Annotated in this window: 15 protein-coding genes; 10 read left to right on the forward strand and 5 right to left on the reverse strand. The window is 50.8% G+C overall.

What is annotated here, in order from left to right; all coding sequences use genetic code 11:
- Positions 1–34 precede the first annotated feature (34 nt).
- A complete protein-coding gene (locus tag K3T83_RS29280; RefSeq protein WP_220206459.1) occupies positions 35–778 on the forward strand; it encodes a class I SAM-dependent methyltransferase in 744 nt (247 codons plus the stop codon).
- A gap of 116 nt (positions 779–894) precedes the next feature.
- On the opposite strand, the gene K3T83_RS29285 is transcribed toward K3T83_RS29280, so the two are convergent.
- Together K3T83_RS29285 and K3T83_RS29290 are read right to left on the reverse strand one after the other, a co-directional pair.
- Positions 895–1,899 carry an NAD-dependent epimerase/dehydratase family protein gene (locus tag K3T83_RS29285; RefSeq protein ID WP_220206460.1) on the reverse strand — a complete coding sequence of 335 codons (1,005 nt, stop codon included), beginning with the start codon at positions 1,897–1,899 and terminating at the stop codon, positions 895–897.
- Positions 1,900–2,135: 236 nt separating this feature from the next.
- The gene (locus tag K3T83_RS29290; protein WP_220206461.1) at positions 2,136–2,339 is read right to left on the reverse strand and encodes a helix-turn-helix domain-containing protein; all 204 of its coding nucleotides are present in this window, start codon (positions 2,337–2,339) and stop codon (positions 2,136–2,138) included.
- Between the two features lie 525 nt (positions 2,340–2,864).
- Between K3T83_RS29290 and polA the strand changes: the two genes are divergently transcribed.
- The 4 genes from polA (at position 2,865) to K3T83_RS29310 (ending at position 11,266) form a co-directional block, all read left to right on the forward strand.
- Positions 2,865–5,960: a DNA polymerase I gene (gene polA / locus K3T83_RS29295; RefSeq protein ID WP_220206462.1), complete on the forward strand. Its 3,096-nt coding sequence runs from the start codon at positions 2,865–2,867 to the stop codon at positions 5,958–5,960.
- A gap of 125 nt (positions 5,961–6,085) precedes the next feature.
- Positions 6,086–7,249 (forward strand): LL-diaminopimelate aminotransferase, encoded by a 1,164-nt coding sequence (locus K3T83_RS29300; protein WP_236065016.1) that lies wholly within the window; start codon positions 6,086–6,088, stop codon positions 7,247–7,249.
- Positions 7,250–7,363: 114 nt separating this feature from the next.
- Entirely contained in the window at positions 7,364–9,058 is a 1,695-nt protein-coding gene (locus K3T83_RS29305; protein ID WP_220206463.1) for a CocE/NonD family hydrolase, read from the forward strand.
- Positions 9,059–9,145: 87 nt separating this feature from the next.
- On the forward strand, positions 9,146–11,266 hold the full coding sequence (locus tag K3T83_RS29310; protein WP_220206464.1) for an amylo-alpha-1,6-glucosidase: 2,121 nt from the start codon (positions 9,146–9,148) through the stop codon (positions 11,264–11,266).
- 64 nt (positions 11,267–11,330) lie between these two features.
- On the opposite strand, the gene K3T83_RS29315 is transcribed toward K3T83_RS29310, so the two are convergent.
- Complete coding sequence (locus K3T83_RS29315; protein WP_220206465.1) at positions 11,331–11,519, reverse strand: hypothetical protein; 189 nt, start codon at positions 11,517–11,519, stop codon at positions 11,331–11,333.
- A gap of 1,012 nt (positions 11,520–12,531) precedes the next feature.
- On the opposite strand from K3T83_RS29315, the gene K3T83_RS29320 reads away from it, so the two are divergent.
- From K3T83_RS29320 to K3T83_RS29340, 5 genes are all read left to right on the forward strand, one after another.
- The gene (locus K3T83_RS29320) at positions 12,532–13,506 is read left to right on the forward strand and encodes a M56 family metallopeptidase (RefSeq protein WP_220206466.1); all 975 of its coding nucleotides are present in this window, start codon (positions 12,532–12,534) and stop codon (positions 13,504–13,506) included.
- Positions 13,507–13,925: 419 nt separating this feature from the next.
- Positions 13,926–14,366 (forward strand): BlaI/MecI/CopY family transcriptional regulator, encoded by a 441-nt coding sequence (locus tag K3T83_RS29325; RefSeq protein ID WP_220206467.1) that lies wholly within the window; start codon positions 13,926–13,928, stop codon positions 14,364–14,366.
- A gap of 101 nt (positions 14,367–14,467) precedes the next feature.
- Positions 14,468–14,890 (forward strand): hypothetical protein, encoded by a 423-nt coding sequence (locus tag K3T83_RS29330; protein WP_220206468.1) that lies wholly within the window; start codon positions 14,468–14,470, stop codon positions 14,888–14,890.
- On the forward strand, positions 14,883–15,047 hold the full coding sequence (locus tag K3T83_RS29335) for a M56 family metallopeptidase (protein WP_220206469.1): 165 nt from the start codon (positions 14,883–14,885) through the stop codon (positions 15,045–15,047). The genes K3T83_RS29330 and K3T83_RS29335 overlap by 8 nt, the downstream gene beginning before the upstream one ends.
- A gap of 39 nt (positions 15,048–15,086) precedes the next feature.
- Positions 15,087–15,347 carry a hypothetical protein gene (locus tag K3T83_RS29340; protein ID WP_220206470.1) on the forward strand — a complete coding sequence of 87 codons (261 nt, stop codon included), beginning with the start codon at positions 15,087–15,089 and terminating at the stop codon, positions 15,345–15,347.
- Between the two features lie 265 nt (positions 15,348–15,612).
- On the opposite strand, the gene K3T83_RS29345 is transcribed toward K3T83_RS29340, so the two are convergent.
- The gene (locus K3T83_RS29345) at positions 15,613–16,011 is read right to left on the reverse strand and encodes a GNAT family N-acetyltransferase (RefSeq protein WP_220206471.1); all 399 of its coding nucleotides are present in this window, start codon (positions 16,009–16,011) and stop codon (positions 15,613–15,615) included.
- Positions 15,975–16,781, reverse strand: coding sequence for a GNAT family N-acetyltransferase (locus K3T83_RS29350; protein ID WP_220206472.1), 807 nt, complete (start codon positions 16,779–16,781; stop codon positions 15,975–15,977). The genes K3T83_RS29345 and K3T83_RS29350 overlap by 37 nt, the downstream gene beginning before the upstream one ends.
- Positions 16,782–17,266: the final 485 nt, after the last annotated feature.

Raw genomic sequence — 17,266 nt, forward strand, 5'->3', positions numbered from 1 at the left:
TTTTCTCTTCAGGATTATGTAGAAGGAGCAGCATATGACACATGCACCCTATAACGATATCGCCGCATGGTATGATCGTTACTTGCAAGAGCAACCAGTCTATGAGGATGTTGTATTGCCAGCTCTGCTGTCTTTGCTTGGTTCCGTGCAGGGTCAGGCCATTTGTGATCTTGCCTGTGGTCAGGGCTGGCTTGCGCGTGAGTTGGCCCGGCGAGGAGCACGGATGACGGGAATCGATCTGGCAGAGCAGCAGATTGTATTGGCGCGACAATATGAAGAGCAGGAGCCATTGGGTATCAGCTACAGCGTTGATGATGTCCAGGTTGGCGCTTCTGTGGTTGAAGGTTGCTTTGATGGATCGATCTGTATCCTGGCGCTGATGGATATTCCTGATATCGAGGCGGTATTCCGAACCTGTCGGCGTATTCTCAAACCCGGAGGTTGGTTTGTCTTTGCCATCACACACCCATGCTTTACTGCCCCTGATGCGCAATGGATGGAAACAGCCGATCAGCAGATCGTAAGGGCGGTGAGAGGCTATTTTCAGGAGCGCTTCTGGAGATCGACAGCTGGCGGCATACGAACTCGTGTAGGAGCCTATCATCGCATGCTTAGTACCTACCTCAATACTCTTGCCACAGCTGGTTTTGCCCTGGAACGCTTGGTAGAGCCGATTGCCACAGGGAAATATGCAGAACAAATGCCTGGTTATCGCGAGGTTCCTTCGCTTGCGATGATACGAGCAAGCGCGATCGTTTTGAATAATGCTGTGAAATAGAAATTGCGTAGTTGCGCGATTTATCATGCTATCTGAGCTTATCGCAATTTAAGAGGATTAGCATGTTAAATCGCGCAACTACGAAACGAGAGATATTTCATCATGAATTGATAAACCTACGAACTGACCGTTTGCAGATTTTCGATGGCTCCCGCTGGGATAGGGATGCGTTCGATAGAGAGAGGCTCTGTGATTTTTTGAGTGCTGTATGTCCGTTTGATAGTTTGATAGATGCCTTCTTGCAGGCTTATTGTGGGTTGCCAGTTCAAGGTTTGTTTTGCGCGCATGTTATCCAGCGCTATTGTTGAGTTTGTTAGCGAACCGGAAAGATAAACGGCTTGCAACTCGCTTTTCATGGCCGTCGCCACCATCTGATAGATCTGGTTAAGCGCGTAGCTCTGTCCAGAACTGATATGCAACGTTTGATTATTGCCCTGCTTGATGACGCTATGATTCGCCCTGATCACATCGTCGATAAAAAGATGATCGTGCCGTTCTTCACCTGTCCCGCGAATGATGGGGCGGCGTTGCTCTGTCAGCAGGCTGATAAAATAGTTGATGGGATGTCTCATATCGGCGGGGTCAGTTATACTGTTGCCATAGATGCTGGCATAGCGCAGAATAGTGTATTGTAAACCATAGTAGCGATGATAATGACGGATATACCACTCACCGGCGGTCCGGCTGATGTCGATTGATTGTTGGGGACAGAGCGGTGTTGCCTCCGAGAGCGGGAGTTGATCGGCCTCCACCTGTCCATACATGCTATTGCCACCCGATGCAAAAATAATCTTTTTTACTGATCCATCAATACAACAATCTAGAACGTTTAATAGCCCGTGAATATGGACATCGGCATCCGGGAGCGCCTGTTCAAAGGGGAGATGGTGCTGCCATTGTGCGACATGGTGGCTGACGATTTCGGGCCGCTCTTGCTGTACAATGCTGCGTAATTTTTTATCGCGTACATCAATTTCATAGAGACGAGCGCGAGGATCAACCGCCTGGCGCGATCCTCGACAAAGATTATCGATAACCAGTACATCATGTCCTGCATCTAAATAGGACCGGGTGAGATGCGCTCCAATAAAACCAGCTCCACCAGTTATAGCAATTTTCATAGATGCTCTCCTTCTCTCCATTGACTCTTTCTTTTGTATTGGAAGGAATCTCTCTCCTTTTTTTAGTGTACTCCCACCGTATATCAGTATATGTGCATTTTTAGGTAGATGATAGACGTTTGTAGCTAACGCATCCTTCATAGAGATAGATAATATTCACCGTTTGCTTCCATGAAAGCAGATATGAAGTGGTTTCATGGAAACAAACGGTAAAGGATGTTCTACGGAGGCGTTACCTAACTTGTTGGAACACTACTGGTCAGCAGCTTATCAAGCGTCGTCTTTTTGATTCTATACGCCTGACGTTTTCCCCGGTGTGGCAGCGTGATAGCTTCCAGGGCACCACTCTTGATCCACCGACGTACGGTTGTGTCGTCAACGCGTAAGCGCTTGGCAACTTCTCTGACGGTTAACAATTCTTCGCGTGTTTCTTCAGTCATAGTGCTATCTCCTTCACCATTTGGATGTGGTTTTGAAATGACGTTCTGTGATGAAACATAGGTTTCCGCCTCTTCAACTGGCAATAGTCTACGTGCAACACCCACAGGACCGTCTGAAGGCGGGTCCACTGACTGGAAGCGTAGCATTCAACCCATACAACTTTGTAGTTCTTCTGATTGCCACTCTGCATCATTGTGTATTCTTAATGATGCTACATGTGAACTTTGCAACACTGCCTGCCAGTTAACTATACTATACATCTCGACACAAACACAGTAAAATACAGCAGTAGCAAATGCCACTGGCAAGAGACGTGCTGTAATCCTGAGAATAATCTTACCGTCTCCTGCGTCCTGCCTGGCTTCTTCATGCGTTATGACAATGCGAAGAATCAGGTGTATACTGTATTTTCTGGTTGGTATTTCGAGAGACGAGGATTGATGGCAATTACCGTGTTTTGGCCTGAGACAAAGAATAATCTAAAATAGCGGGTATAGATAGAGAGAGAGAACGGGTTCATTGTTATGACACAAGAAATAAAGCGAAAAAAACTGGTGCTGATTGATGGACATGCCATCATTCATCGCGCCTTTCATGCTGTGCCGGAGGATCTTTCCACCAGTTCGGGAGAGCCGGTGAATGCAACTTTTGGCTTTACCTCGATGCTGATGAAAGCTCTGTTAGAAGAGAAGCCGGACTATATCGCCGTGACCTTTGACCGTCCTTCTCCCACATTTCGTCATCAACAATACAGCGAATATAAGGCACATCGGCCAACCTTGCCCGATAACATGAGGCCACAATTTGGGCGTATTCGCGAAATGGTGCAGGCGTTTGGTATTCAGATCTATGAGAAAGATGGCTTCGAGGCCGATGATGTGCTGGGAACGCTTTCGGTCCAGGCCAGGCAGCAAGGAGTCGATACGATCATTTATACCGGCGATATGGACACCCTGCAACTGGTTAACGATCATGTGCTGGTTAAGGTCGCCAAGCGTGGCATTTCTGAAGTCACGGAATATGATGAGGCCGAGGTGAGGGCGCGCTATGGCTTTGAGCCGCGCATCCTACCAGATTTTAAAGGACTGGTTGGCGATAAATCTGACAATATTCCAGGCGTGCAGGGTATCGGTGAGAAGACGGCCTCGCGGCTGTTGCAGGAATATGGCACGCTGGAAAATATCCTTGACCATCTTGATGCGCTTAAACCCAAAGAGCAGAAGTTGCTGCGCGAAGGTGCGGAAATGGGACGACAGAGTAAATATCTAGCAACCATTGTCCTTGATGCTCCTGTGCAGTTGCAATTGGATGCGTGCCGCCTGACCCACGTTGATAGCGAGAAAGTGCTGGCCCTGTTTCGCCAGCTAGAGTTTCGCACTCAAGTTGAGCGCGTGCTTTCGTTGTTCCGTCAGCTTGGTCTGATTACAACAACCGATGAAGCAGCAACGGATGATGAGCAACCGCAGGAGGAGAGCGTACAGGTGGAAGTTGAGGAGGGCGAGAATCCTCTCTATGCACCGCCTACAGGCGTTGTTCCCGTTCTGACTCCTCCAATGCCGCCCGGCTCCTCAACGAGAAACGATGTGGAACCCGTTGTGGCATCTCCCGTAGCAACAGCTCTTACTTCAGCCGAAACTGTCGCCGCTAACACGATTCAGGTGGAGGAGCCGTTGCAACTGAACCTGTTTGAGATAGCAGAGCCGCATACGGAGACGGTGCGGAAATTGCGCTTGCCCGGTCCTGCTCAGGAAAATGCTGTGCTCTTCCTTAATGAAAAACCCGCGCAACAAACGAACACGATGATTATTGCGAGCGAAGAGGCGCTGCGAGTGCTGGTGAAAAGCCTGTATGATGCCGGGAGCTTTGCCTTTGATACTGAAACGACCTCTGAGGAGCCGCGCCACGCTCAGTTAGTAGGCCTCTCTTTGTCGATGGCTCCGGGTGAAGCGTACTATATTCCCGTTGGGCATATTCAATCGGTCGATGGACAGGAGCCAGGAGCGCAGTTGCCGCTCAACTATGTGTTGGAGAAGCTTCGTCCGGTGATGGAGGATGAGGCGGTTGGCAAATACATGCATAATGCAAAGTACGATATGGAGATGCTCTTGCGCAATGGCATCACGTTGCGTGGGCTGGCATTTGATACGATGCTGGGAGCATATCTCCTTGAGCCGGGACGACGTGGACTGGGTTTGAAGGATCAGGTGTTTCAACGTCTCAACATTGTCATGACCCCGATCAGCGATTTGATCGGCACAGGCAGCAAGGCCATTAGTATGGCGCAGGTTCCCGTTCGTAAGGCTGCCGACTATGCCGGTGCTGATGCCGATATGACGTTGCGCCTGGTCGAGCCTTTGCGCGAGCAGCTAGTCCAAAATGGGCTGATGGACCTGCATAACAACATCGAATTGCCTTTGATTTATGTGTTGATGCAGATGGAGATGTTCGGCGTTGCACTGGATGCGGGATTTTTGCGCGAGTTTGGCGAGCGGCTTGATGAGCAGCTTCACACCCTGGAACATGCCATTTATGACTCTGTGGGCCATCGCTTCAACGTGAACTCGACCAAACAGCTAGGTGCGGTCCTCTTTGACGAATTAAAACTGCCAGCGGGTAGGAAGAATAAAACGGGATATTCGGTGAGCGCCGATGTGATTGAAAGTCTTCAGGGCAAGCATCCAATTATCGATCATATGCTGGGATATCGCCAGTTAAGTAAGCTTAAGTCTACCTATGTGGATGGCTTGCTCAACCTGATGGACCCGCAGACTGGGCGAGTCTACACGTCGTTTAACCAGACAATAGCTTCTAGCGGGCGTCTCTCGTCCAGCAATCCGAACCTGCAAAATATTCCCGTACGCACCGAGCTGGGGCGACAGATTCGCCGCGCCTTCATCGCTGACCCGAGTTATGTACTCGTGACCGCCGACTATTCACAAATCGAACTGCGCATCCTGGCCCACATCACTCATGAGCCGCGACTGGTTGAGGCGTTCAGCAAAAATGAGGACATTCACACGATTACCGCTTCCACCCTCTTTACCGTGCCGGTAGAGGAGGTCACGAAGGATCAGCGTCGTCTGGCGAAAACCGTTGTGTACGCGATTCTCTATGGACAATCTGCCTACGGTCTGGCTCAAGTCACCGGGATGAGCAATGCGGATGCAGCCAGCTTTATCAAGCGTTATCATGAGACGTTCCCTAATATCAAGGGCTACGTCGATAGTACACTCAATCAGGCACACTCTCAGGGCTACGTCAATACGCTCTATGGCCGCAAGCGGTTTGTTCCCGATATGCGAGTATTGTCGCATGTGGAGCGACAGGCACTTGAACGTGAGGCCATCAACATGCCGATTCAGGGGACGAATGCGGACCTGATTAAGATTGCTATGCTGCGGCTTCATCACGCGCTACGCGAGAAAAATATGAAGACACGCATGATTCTCCAGGTGCATGATGAGCTGGTCTTCGAGGTTCCGGTTGAAGAGCTTGCTCGTGCGCAACGGCTGATTATCTCACTGATGGAGGGTGTGGCCGATGGCGATATCAGCGTCCCGATTAAAGTAGAATTGAAGGTGGGGCGCAACTGGTACGAGGCCGAGCCGCTAGAAGCATAAATGCGCTCTTAAAAAAGTAGATCGGTCAAATGAATACGCCATTGGTGAAGACAGAAACGCGCAAAATAGCGTACAATGAAGAGTAGCTTTTCTACGTTATACTATTCGTTCAGGAGTCTTCAATAGTGCAATTATCTCGTTTGATGGATACTATACCGCCATATCATTTTGCCGATGCCAAAAAAAGGATTGCAGATCGTCAGGCAGCGGGAGTCGATGTGATCACGCTTTCGATGGGTGATCCCGACCTTCCCGCGCCTGAAGCCGTTGTTGAGCGCCTCTGTTCTGCGGCCCATGATCCTCAGAATCATCGCTACCCTGAGTATCGCGGGATGCGTGCTCTGCATGAGGCCATCGCCGCCTGGTTTGAGCGTCGTTTTGGGGTGCGCCTCACTCCCGAACAGGATATTTTGCCTCTGCTTGGCTCGAAAGAAGGGCTGGCCTATGCTGCGATGGCGGTTCTCAATGCTGGCGATGTGGCGCTCATCCCCGATCCATACTACACCGTCTACGTGACGGGCAGCACCAGTGTTGGCGCTCAACCATATCTGTTGCCTCTGTTGGAAGAGAACGACTTTTTGCCCGATCTTTCCTCTATTCCAGCCGATGTGCTGGATAAGGCGCGAGTGCTCTGGCTGAACTATCCCAATAATCCAACAACCGGTTTCGCTCCTCGTGCGTTTTTTGAGCAGGCGGTTGAGCTTGCGCATCGCCACAATCTGGTTATCATTCACGATATGGCCTATGCCGAGGTCTATTTTGCGGACGAGCGTCCGATGAGCATCCTACAAATTTCGGGGGCCAGCGATGTTGCGGTTGAGTTGCATTCGTTGAGCAAAACATACAATATGGCCGGCTTTAGGATGGGCATGCTGGTTGGCAATTCAACGCTGGTGGATGCGGTTGGGCGTTTGAAGAGCAATGTGGATAGTGGCATTTTCCGGCCAATTCAATATGCAGCTATTGAAGCACTAAACCTTCCTGTTACCTGGATCGAGCAGCGCAACGAGGTGTATAAACGTCGGCGCGATATTCTCGTCGAGGGATGTAACTCCGTTGGTATGTATGCGCGCTCACCCAAAGCCGGGCTGTATGTCTGGGCGCGCGTTCCAGAGCGCTTTACCTCCAAAGAGTTTGCCAACTGGTTGTTTGACAAAACTGGCGTGTATCTGACGGCTGGCAGTAACTTTGGTAAGGCGGGCGAGGGCTATGTGCGTATCTCAATGACTGAGCCTGAAGAGCGCATTCAGACCGCTATCGACCGAATCAAAACTGCCTTGCAATCCTGATGCGGATGCATCGATCAGTGCAACAGTTTTTCTACTCTGGCACAATGAAAGATAGGGAGTGATGTGCTGCCGCAAATACGGCGGTAGCGAGAACATCTAGAAAGTTCATGTTTGATGACAAACCTTCGCGAGTTGCAAATTTTGTTCGATCAGCGCGTACCTATGCGTGATGGAATTACGCTCTCTGCTGATGTGTATCTGCCTGCCGGGGAGCTGGAGAGCATTGGTCAGCGGCCAGTGATCGTGACGCGTACACCGTATATGAAGGCCAAAGTTGGTATCTACGAGGCAGCGCGCTATTTCGTCCGTTACGGCTATATTTTTGTCGCGATGGATGTGCGCGGTCGTGGTGACTCCGAAGGTGTGTTTGTGCCATATTTCAATGAGGGTCTTGACGGCTACGATGCCATAGAATGGTGTGCCAGCCAGCCCTGGTCTGATGGCAATGTTGGCACGATTGGCGCTTCATATGAAGGGCGTATTCAATGGCTAACAGCCGTCGAACAACCACCTCATTTGAAAACGATGATCGTGCTGGTTCCGCCCTCTGATCCATTCGTGGAGACGCCAACCGGCGTGCCCAGCCCGATGCATCTCTGCTGGCTGCATTATGTGAGTGGACGCTTAAATCAGCCGATGGAACTGGTTGATTGGGAACAGGTCTATGAGCATCTTCCTCTGGTGACGATGGATCAGCAGGTTGGACGTAATATACCGCGCTGGCGTACTGAAATAGAGCATGCCCAGCTCGATGATTACTGGCGTCCACTGTGCTATCAGATACGATTTGAGCAGGTGCAGGTGCCCGTCCTACATATCTCTGGCTGGTATGATGATGAGCAGATAGGGACGCCGCTCAATTTTGCTGGCATGACTGCGAACGGGGGAAATCCTGTAGCGCGCGAGAATCAACGCCTGCTTATGGGTTCCTGGGGTCATGCAGTTAATCGGGATACAAAGTTGGGCGAGGTTGATTTTGGCTCTCAGGCCATTATTGACCTGCGCGGCGAGCAATTGAGCTGGTATGATCGCTGGCTCAAGCAGATACCACTCAAAGCCAAAGCTCCTGTGCGCATTTTTGTGATGGGCGAAAATGTCTGGCGTGATGAGCAGGAATGGCCGCTCGCTCGTACGCACTGGACTAACTATTATCTGCATAGCGGCGGGCGAGCCAACAGCCGTTTCGGAGATGGTTCGCTCTCGACCAGTTCTCCCGCCGCTGACCAGCCACACGATAGCTATAGCTATGATCCGGCGCAACCAGTTCCCTTTATTACTGATCCCACTTCATCACAGATTGGCGGGCCCGACGACTACTCCGCTCTTGAGCGCCGCGACGATGTGCTGGTGTATGTCACAGCTCCTCTGGAGCAGGCGGTAGAGGTGACAGGACCGGTTCGGGTCGATCTCTACGCCTCTTCTTCCGCGCCTGATACCGATTTTATGGCAATGCTCCTTGATGTCTGGCCCAACGGTTTTCGTCAGCGCCTCTGTGATGGGATGGTACGGGCGCGTTTCCGCGACGGTATGGAGCAGCCCGCGCTGATTGAGCCTGGACGTATTTATCAGTATACTATCGATTGTTGGAATACCGCTCAGGTGTTTCAGGTTGGGCATCGCATTGCGCTGGCAATCTCTTCTAGCGCTTTTCCCAAATATGATCGCAATCTCAATACGGGAGAGCCATTGGGACAAACCGCTGCAATGGCTGTCGCACAGCAGCACATTTATCACGATGCAGCACATCCTTCAGCGGTGATTTTACCAGTGATCCCTCGCCATACAGAAGGCGACGAGCAGATAAGGTAGTTTCTTTTGAACAGGTTGCCTATTCGCGATTTCTTATTCTCAATTTCTGATGAGCAATGAAACAATGAGGAAGAAGGAGCGTTTCTTATGGTCCTGGAGCAAGATGCTGATACAGTGCGGCAGGCGCTTTCTAACGCCTGGAACCTTCAGGTGGGTTGGGAGGTTTGTGCCGATGTCCAGACGGCTTTGAATTATGAATGGTTGGTGACAAACGGCATTGGAGGGTATGCTTCCGGGTCAGTCGTTGGAGCAACGACGCGCAGTTATCATGGGCTGTTGGTGGCTGCGCTACGTCCTCCCGTCGAGCGTACAGTGCTGGTGACAAAGATCGATGAAGAAGTGACGATGCCTGGTGGACGTATCTTAAAACTGGGAGTCAATGAATATCATGGCGGCGTGATCGATCCACAGGGTAACAACTTTCTTGAGCAGGTCTGGTTGGAGGGCGATATCCCCTATTTCCGCTACCGTCTGGATGATAACCTCACGCTGGAAAAACGCATCTGGATGGAGTACGGGCAAAATACAACCTTTGTGCAGTATGTTCTGCGTGGCACGCTCACGTCTGAAGATGGGCAGGGGGTGCTGTTAACATTGTTGCCGTTTTGTCTCTCCCGTGATTATCATAGCGTAACGCAGGGATCAAATGATTGGCATTTTCGCGTAAATGCTCAGGGGAATCGCTGCCGGGTGCAGGCGTATGATGGCGCTCCCGTCTACTCATTGATTGCACATCCCTCTGCTTCATTCTCCCCGACCGGTTTCTGGTACTGGCATGTCTTGCATCGGCGCGAAAGCGAGCGAGGACTGAACGATCAGGAAGACGTTTATCAGCCGGGCATGTTTCGGGTAGTCATCACTCCCGGGATGCATATGACGCTTGTGCTGAGTTCGGAACAGACATTATTAGCTGATCTGGGAGGGGCGCATCATGAGGATGCGGTGACGCTGGCTCTAATGCGGCGTCAACGACGCACAAAACAACTGTTGACGGTGGCAGATCATTCCGCCGACACGTTGCCAGGGCGCGATCCTGTTCTTGCTCGTCTCGTGTTAGCGGCGGATCAGTTTATCGTGGCGCGACCTGATTATAGCCAGCAGCGTGCGCTACGCCTTGCGCCGCGCCTCTCACCTGATCGCAAGACGATTATTGCTGGCTATCCCTGGTTCACCGATTGGGGACGCGATACGATGATCTCGCTGCCCGGTCTGTTGCTCTCTACCGGCCGCTACAGCGAAGCGCGCGGCCTGCTCAAAGCTTTTACATCTTTTATGCAGAACGGTCTGATCCCCAACCATTTTCCTGATCAGGGGGACATGCCAGAATATAATACCGCCGATGCCACGCTCTGGATGTTTCGCGCCATTGATCTTTATCTCAAGACAACGGGCGACTGGTCGCTACTAAAAGAACTCTTTCCCACCCTAGTGGATAGTATTCAATGGCATGTGCGCGGCACTCTGTACAACATCGGTGTTGATCCGGTTGATGGCTTATTGCATGCGGGCGCTCCTGGTGTGCAATTAACGTGGATGGATGCGAAAGTTGATGATTGGGTGGTAACGCCGCGTCGTGGCAAACCTGTTGAGGTCAACGCGCTCTGGTATGCAGCTTTAACGGCGATGGAGGCGTGGGCAGTGCGTCTTTCCATCGATGCCACGCCGTATAGCGAGCTACGCACTCGCATCAGGCAACATTTTGCCGCCCGTTTCTGGTATGACGAGGGAAGCTATCTCTATGATGTTATAGATGTTAATGGCGTCGCAGGACAAAATGATGCTTCCCTCCGCCCCAATCAGTTGTTTGCAGCTTCTCTAGCTCCCGATCTGCTCACCGATCAGCAGGCGGCCAGTATGCTACATATGGTAACGGAGCATCTGCTCACCCCGTCTGGCTTGCGTTCTCTTAGCCCGACAGATTCGGCGTATCACAAGCATTTCAATGGTGATCGTTTGCAGCGCGACAGCGCCTATCACCAGGGAACAGTCTGGCAATGGTTGATAGGTCCATATATTGATGTGCATTGGCGCGTCTACCATAATCGCGATGCACTTTTGCCGCTCTTGCAGCCAATTGTTCAGCAACTTTGGAATAGTTGTATTGGCAGTATCAGCGAAGTTGCTGAACCAGAGGCACCTTACACACCAGCCGGGTGTTTCGCGCAAGCATGGAGCGTGGGCGAACTGCTGCGTTGCTGGATGATTTAATTATTGATGTGTGTGTGAAGTTCTTCAGAAGCGCTCCGTGTATGGCAGGGGCGATGGCTTGTCCTCACGCCTCACCAAGTACTTCCGCAGGACTCAGGCGGTTGACATCGCGTTTGCGGTGTGCCCAATACGGTTGGGCATCATAATCGGTCACAATCAGTATGCCACTGATTTCTATATCTCTACAAGTTGACAGTACCCATCGCACTTGTCCTCCATCTGCAATAGTCAACAGGTGTCCGGGGATTGCCATGTGCATATCTCCCATGCCGTTGTTGGTGATCTCTCTCAGATGAGTTTGTACCAGACCTTGTATCCGCGATGTTTGTTGAGTTGATCATCTGGTGGCTTGAACAGGGAAGATCTTACACCCCCAGAGAGATTGCCACGCGTAGCTCCCTGCTTGCCTCTGTGCTCTTCAAGGAAGCAAGCACCTGGTAATACCAGATGCCGCACCCGAATAGCGGGTCAACGTGCTCTTGATGCGGTTTCTCTCGATGCGCTTTCCCTGCGCTTCACTCGAAACGAACGATTGGGAACAGAACGAACATGTTATAACGAGTTATGCTTCAACGCGTCCAACAAAAAGAGAGGATTCCTGCGAACAATCCTTCCCGACATGACAGGATGGCAAAAAAATGAGCCGCTAAAACTCGGGGCAAAATAGTTTGAAGCGAAATGTCCATGCTTCCATTTTCTAGCAGAGACTTAAACCGGAAAATCAACAAGCAGCTTTTGTGTGAGTATGTGTTTTTCCTGGTGAAGAAAGCTGAAGGAACCATTGAAGCCTATCTGTACATAGTACGCCAAGTCATGATTTGGATAGCGCAACGACCGGACAATAGAGGGCAATTCCAATCGCAGAGCAGTTCACAAAAACGGCGGTCGAGATGTACCGGGCCGCTCGAGCGCGAAGGCTTGAGCATCGCTCATCGGCTGCGTGGTAGCTGAATAGCCTGTCAGGAACAGGACTCGACCCTTCCATCTTGACGAAGAAGTTGGCAGCAAGCAATATATTTTTCGTTCATTTTCTGGCTATGATAATACTATCCATGCTAGTACCTCTGTGTGAGGTATCTTTGACAGAGATAAGCAACTTTTTCTATAATGAGAAGATGAAGCTCAAAAGAGGAGAGAGTGGATGTCGAGAGTCGGAATTTATCGTGTTTCATCCAGATTGTCCGGGTATTCGTACTATGCTTAGCAATTGAGAAGCCGAGATGAAAGAGATCATCCATCAATGCGACCAGGAGGAAGCTGAATAAATGCACACCGTATTGAACGCTGTCGGTTTGCCGCTGATTGTCCTGTTTGGTGGTTTGTTCATCCTTTATCTGTCATCGTCTCCTCTCGCGTGGGAGAGTCGGCGTACGCTCTACCTCATGGCTCTCACTTTCCCTTTTGTGATCTCATTGCTCATTATTGGAGGATGGGTCCATGTGCATGTGCTCAGGAGTTGCTGTCCCCCGATGATTGCCTCTGGGAACCATTGGGTAGAAATCATGTTGCTGTCCTTTCTGAGCGTCTCGATCCTGGGAGCCGTGAGCTATGGAGGAGTACGATTGTTGCTCATGGGTTGGCTGATGAGGAGATACATAAATATACCCGCCCCACATCTGCAAGCACAGGTGAACGCACTTGCGAAACGGCAAGGCTTGCCCCCTTTAAACGTGCGGCTTTCTCGGCACAATCGTCCTCTTGCGCTGGTCTATGGGATACACCACCCCACCATTATCCTTTCTACCTGGATGGTCGAGCAGTTCGATACACACGAGCTTGAAGCGGTCATCTTGCACGAACTGATGCATATCTGGCGTTATGATTATCTGGTGAACTGGATCGCCACTATCTTACGTGACGCCTTCTTCTACCTTCCAGCTAGTCGGAAGGCCTATCAGCATCTCCGTATTGAAAAGGAAATAGCGTGTGACGATCTTGTGGTGGCGGCTTCTCATCGTCCACTGGCACTTGCGAGTGCTCTGACGAAAGTGTGGCTGCATGAGGTCGAACAACCTGACTCATCGCTCGTGCAAACCCTGGTGGAGAGGGAGAAACCCATCAAGAGTCGGGTAGATCGTTTACTTTCCTCCTCGTCCGTGAACCGGGAGGCAGCACTCCGCGATTTCTCTGGCAGACGATTGGCGCTTTGGACCACACTCACCGTAGTTATCCTGGGCCTGATTTTGACAGGCATTGAAATCAGATTTTGGCCTCATAGTTGGATCTGGCACCTCTTCTAAGATGTGTATTCACAATTAAGGAGAGAATATCCTCCTAAGATGCAAGAGTTTCCTGGTGTGTACATCGTCCCTTTGTTCAGAAGCCCCTTCCACATCTGCGTCCACTGCTAGGACGGAAGGCACTGATTGTCAAGCAGGAAAAGGTGCGGTTCTCTTTGCTTCAACAGGCTCATCCCTCACCCTTGTAAGATCAAAGCCTGCAAGCACAGTGATTGGTATCACTATCAGACACACCTGCTTGTTGCACAGATGCATCAGTCATTGAGCGCCGAGCAACGCTCCAAGAAGAGGTTCTATGTGTCACTGAAACAGCAATTAAAGGTACTGGTGGTGGTCAAGGGCAGAATGACGATTTCATCTGTTTCTTAGGAAAGGTTTTGTGATATAACGTAGAGCAAATAGGGAAAGGAGAAGGCTGCATGACGTTTCAGTTGGACATCAGCGTCTTCCGTCCAGATCGTCCGGGTATCCGCAAGGTTCTGGGGGATCTGGAAGCCGAGATTATGGAAGAGATCTGGACACACCCAGGTGAGCAAGGCACAACGGTCCGCGATATTTTTGAGGTGCTCTACGATCGCCGCCGTCTTGCCTATACGACCGTGATGAGTACCATGTCTCGTCTGGCGAAAAAGCAGTTATTGCGGGTCGAGAAACAGGATCACACCTATGTCTATTATCCCAATATGACGCAGCAGGAATTTGTTTCGCTGTTTGTTGGTCGCATCGTCGAAGATTTATTGATCAATTTTACAGGGGAAACGCTCAGCGCTTTTGGGAAACAAGAGCAAATCGGCTCTGTTGAGCAGGCACGCCACAAACTTGACGAAATTACCCGCCAGCGTCACAAGGAGGAGCAGTAGTGCATCCGGTTCTCGGCTTCTCAAGTATCTTGCTGGTGGTCATTGGCAGTCTCTTGCTGCTTGGGATGCTACACTTCCTTTCTGATTGATCGAAGCGCCGTTTGGTCCAGATCTTTGTGCTGACAATGCCCCTGGTCACGCTTGGCATTGGTATCAGTGGGCTACATCATTTTATCGGGCATGCCTGTTTCACCACTCTTCCTTTCTGGGACTTGTTGCTTGGAGTTGTCGTGCCGCTTGGGATGGTAGTCATCGCCCTGGGAGCGTTAGGACTGGGAGGGCTTCGGCTCATCCTGATGGCACGCGTTGTCTGGCGCTGTCGCACACCTGCCCCTGTTTCTCTTCAGGAGTGGACGAACACACTTGTGGAACGCCTGGGCATTGCCTCAACGCGCGTTCAGATCTGCGACTATCACCGACCTTTAGCTCTGACCTGTGGTTATGCTCCACCCCACTATCCTCCTGTCCACCTGGATGCTCTCGAACCTCGATTAACAAGAATTAGAGGCTGTCTTGATGCATGAGTTAGAGCATGTCGCCCGGCGCGACTATTTGATCATGTTTCTGGCAACGGTCTTGCGCGATGCCTTCTTTTATATGCCGACCAGTTGGATCGCCTATCGGCAACTTCAGCGCGAGAAGGAACTTGTCTGTGATGACCTGACCGTTGGAGTCACATAGCAGCCTCTTGCCCTAGCAAGTGTTCTGGCAAAAGTCTGGGTGCATACGGCAGAAACACCACCTGCGGCCAGGTTTGGTGCAGCGCAACCTCTTACTGAAAAGGAGCAGGCACTCAGTACGCGTATCGACCGACTGCTGGCAAAACGAGCCGCCTCTCACGTCCATTACGTGCGCATCGTTATCCTGAGCGTGAGCGCCCTTACCTTCCTTATATTATGCGTCATTCAAGGAATCAATCTCCTCATCATTTTCTCGCTTCTGCATTGTAATCCGCTTGTTCTTCTGAGTACATTGTTGTGATCGTGTGAGAACCTCCCCTCCTCTTTTCTCGTGCAACAGGAGACGTTCACCAAAAGCTGTTGTTTGTGGCTTGCTTTGTCTCCTCCCCTCAGAGACAGGCAGTTTTCGTTGGATGATGAAGCAGTTTATGAGGATCTTATCTTTCGGAGGTTAGTAGTAGTGGAGTACCGACATACTTTGCGTTTTACAGTAGTAGGAAACAAAATGAAGCAGACGGTAATCTGTGGAGTCACACACCATCTACTTCATTTTGCCTCTCCTTTGCCTAGTAATAGTGCAGCGTCCGGCTCCACTGAGCGATCAACTCGGTCGCTTTGAGTGGGAGATGCTGCCAGAGAGGAGTAACGATTCGCTCTTTGATCCCTTTTGTTTCAGAGGGCTGCCCTGTTTGACCTCGAATGCTGGTTGGTTGGGTGCTTTGAGCAGAGTCACGCGTCGTTTCACTACTTGTCTGATGAGCCACAGTTGGGTAGGAGTAGCGATAGATCGTTTTGGTTTGTGCGACCCACTTCACTTTGAACTGAGCAATCCCTTGATTGCTAACAGGAGCGTGGCCGAAGTCATACCGACGTAACCCATCAGCACAAGCATCGATAATGGCTTGCCAGTGCAGCAATTCGTTTGGTCTCAGATCCTGATCCTCGCGCCGCCATCCTGTATACATATGGGAGATGGTGTCCCCCACTGGAAATAGAGGAAGCCTGCTACCAGCCTTCGCTGCCCTGCCTCGATATGTTCAGCGAGCATGAGACGGAGCAAACCCCGTGCATGTAATCGCTGCCAGGCTTGTTCAAACACTTTGTAGGGTTGCGGCATGACGACGAGTCGACGCATGGTCTCTAGGTAGAGGAGATACCAGACCCGCAATTCGCGCATCGTTTCTGCTGGTCGAACCTGTAGGCCTGACTTGGCCGCCTTCTTGACCGCTCGCCTGACCCTGGCATCCATCTGCGAGAGATCAGGTTGCTCAGGCAACGCTAATTCATATGTTTCATGTTGAGGTACTCCTACCACATCGTTTACCAGATAATTGAAGTGGGTAGATCTGTTCGTAAACTGGAACCTCGTGGCATGGATCTCCCGGCTGCGTTCAATCGCGTCCTGGATCAATATGGTATCGACACGCCTGTCATCAGAGAGCGGACCTGCAACCAGAGGCGGGGAAATGCACTGTTTGCCTGACCGCAATCCGTGACGGGAAAAGAGTGGCAAAATTCCGCGTAGGTTTCCAGCACTATCTTCACAGGCGAGATGCATCGGAGTATAGCCATAGGCTTCCTCCATCACTGCAAGCCAGGCAGGATGCTGATAAATGACACTGGTGGAAAAACGGCTCAGAAAGGCTTCCCAGCGGGGATCGGTTCGCGGGTTCAGTTGTATAATGCGCAAAGATGATGTTTCATCATTTGTCGTAGGTAATGACTCCGTTTTCATGAGAATACTTCTCCTTTTTCTCGTCGTTGGGGAAATACACACCCTTCCACCTTTCAGACTGCAACCTCTTGACCGCCTGCTGCCTGCATAGACGGATACCCTCAACGGCCTGCGATCGTTTCGCTATTACTGCTACTTCAACCAATGAAGACCGTCCGCACTTCCCTTTGCAAAAAACTTGTAGAGCGCATCAGGAACACAACGATGGGCATGCCACTTCATGCCCATCGTTGTGTTCCTGATGCAAATGTGTCTATTGGTGTCTCACCTCCATCCTGCTCTTGATGGGGTAACACCTTTCTTTTAGATGTGTCTATTCAATATATGGTGATACATAGTGATACCAGTAACGTCGGAATGAAACACTGCCTCCCCTTCTCCATAGTATTATAACGGTAGGTACTATTTACAATAGTACCTCAAATCACGATATTGACTGCTTCAGATTGAGCGGTGGCAAACAATACGTGACAGGAAGAGAGAAA

This window comes from Reticulibacter mediterranei (assembly GCF_016587455.1).

Excerpts from the sequence above, each read along its gene's own strand:
- K3T83_RS29335 (WP_220206469.1), top strand. The coding sequence starts at position 14,883 with ATGCATGAGTTAGAGCATGTCGCCCGGCGCGACTATTTGATCATGTTT.
- polA (WP_220206462.1), top strand. The coding sequence starts at position 2,865 with ATGACACAAGAAATAAAGCGAAAAAAACTGGTGCTGATTGATGGACAT.
- K3T83_RS29325 (WP_220206467.1), top strand. The coding sequence starts at position 13,926 with ATGACGTTTCAGTTGGACATCAGCGTCTTCCGTCCAGATCGTCCGGGT.
- K3T83_RS29305 (WP_220206463.1), top strand. The coding sequence starts at position 7,364 with ATGACAAACCTTCGCGAGTTGCAAATTTTGTTCGATCAGCGCGTACCT.
- K3T83_RS29350 (WP_220206472.1), bottom strand. The coding sequence starts at position 16,781 with ATGAAAACGGAGTCATTACCTACGACAAATGATGAAACATCATCTTTG.
- K3T83_RS29320 (WP_220206466.1), top strand. The coding sequence starts at position 12,532 with ATGCACACCGTATTGAACGCTGTCGGTTTGCCGCTGATTGTCCTGTTT.
- K3T83_RS29310 (WP_220206464.1), top strand. The coding sequence starts at position 9,146 with ATGGTCCTGGAGCAAGATGCTGATACAGTGCGGCAGGCGCTTTCTAAC.
- K3T83_RS29315 (WP_220206465.1), bottom strand. The coding sequence starts at position 11,519 with ATGGCAATCCCCGGACACCTGTTGACTATTGCAGATGGAGGACAAGTG.
- K3T83_RS29290 (WP_220206461.1), bottom strand. The coding sequence starts at position 2,339 with ATGACTGAAGAAACACGCGAAGAATTGTTAACCGTCAGAGAAGTTGCC.
- K3T83_RS29285 (WP_220206460.1), bottom strand. The coding sequence starts at position 1,899 with ATGAAAATTGCTATAACTGGTGGAGCTGGTTTTATTGGAGCGCATCTC.
- K3T83_RS29280 (WP_220206459.1), top strand. The coding sequence starts at position 35 with ATGACACATGCACCCTATAACGATATCGCCGCATGGTATGATCGTTAC.
- K3T83_RS29345 (WP_220206471.1), bottom strand. The coding sequence starts at position 16,011 with ATGTATACAGGATGGCGGCGCGAGGATCAGGATCTGAGACCAAACGAA.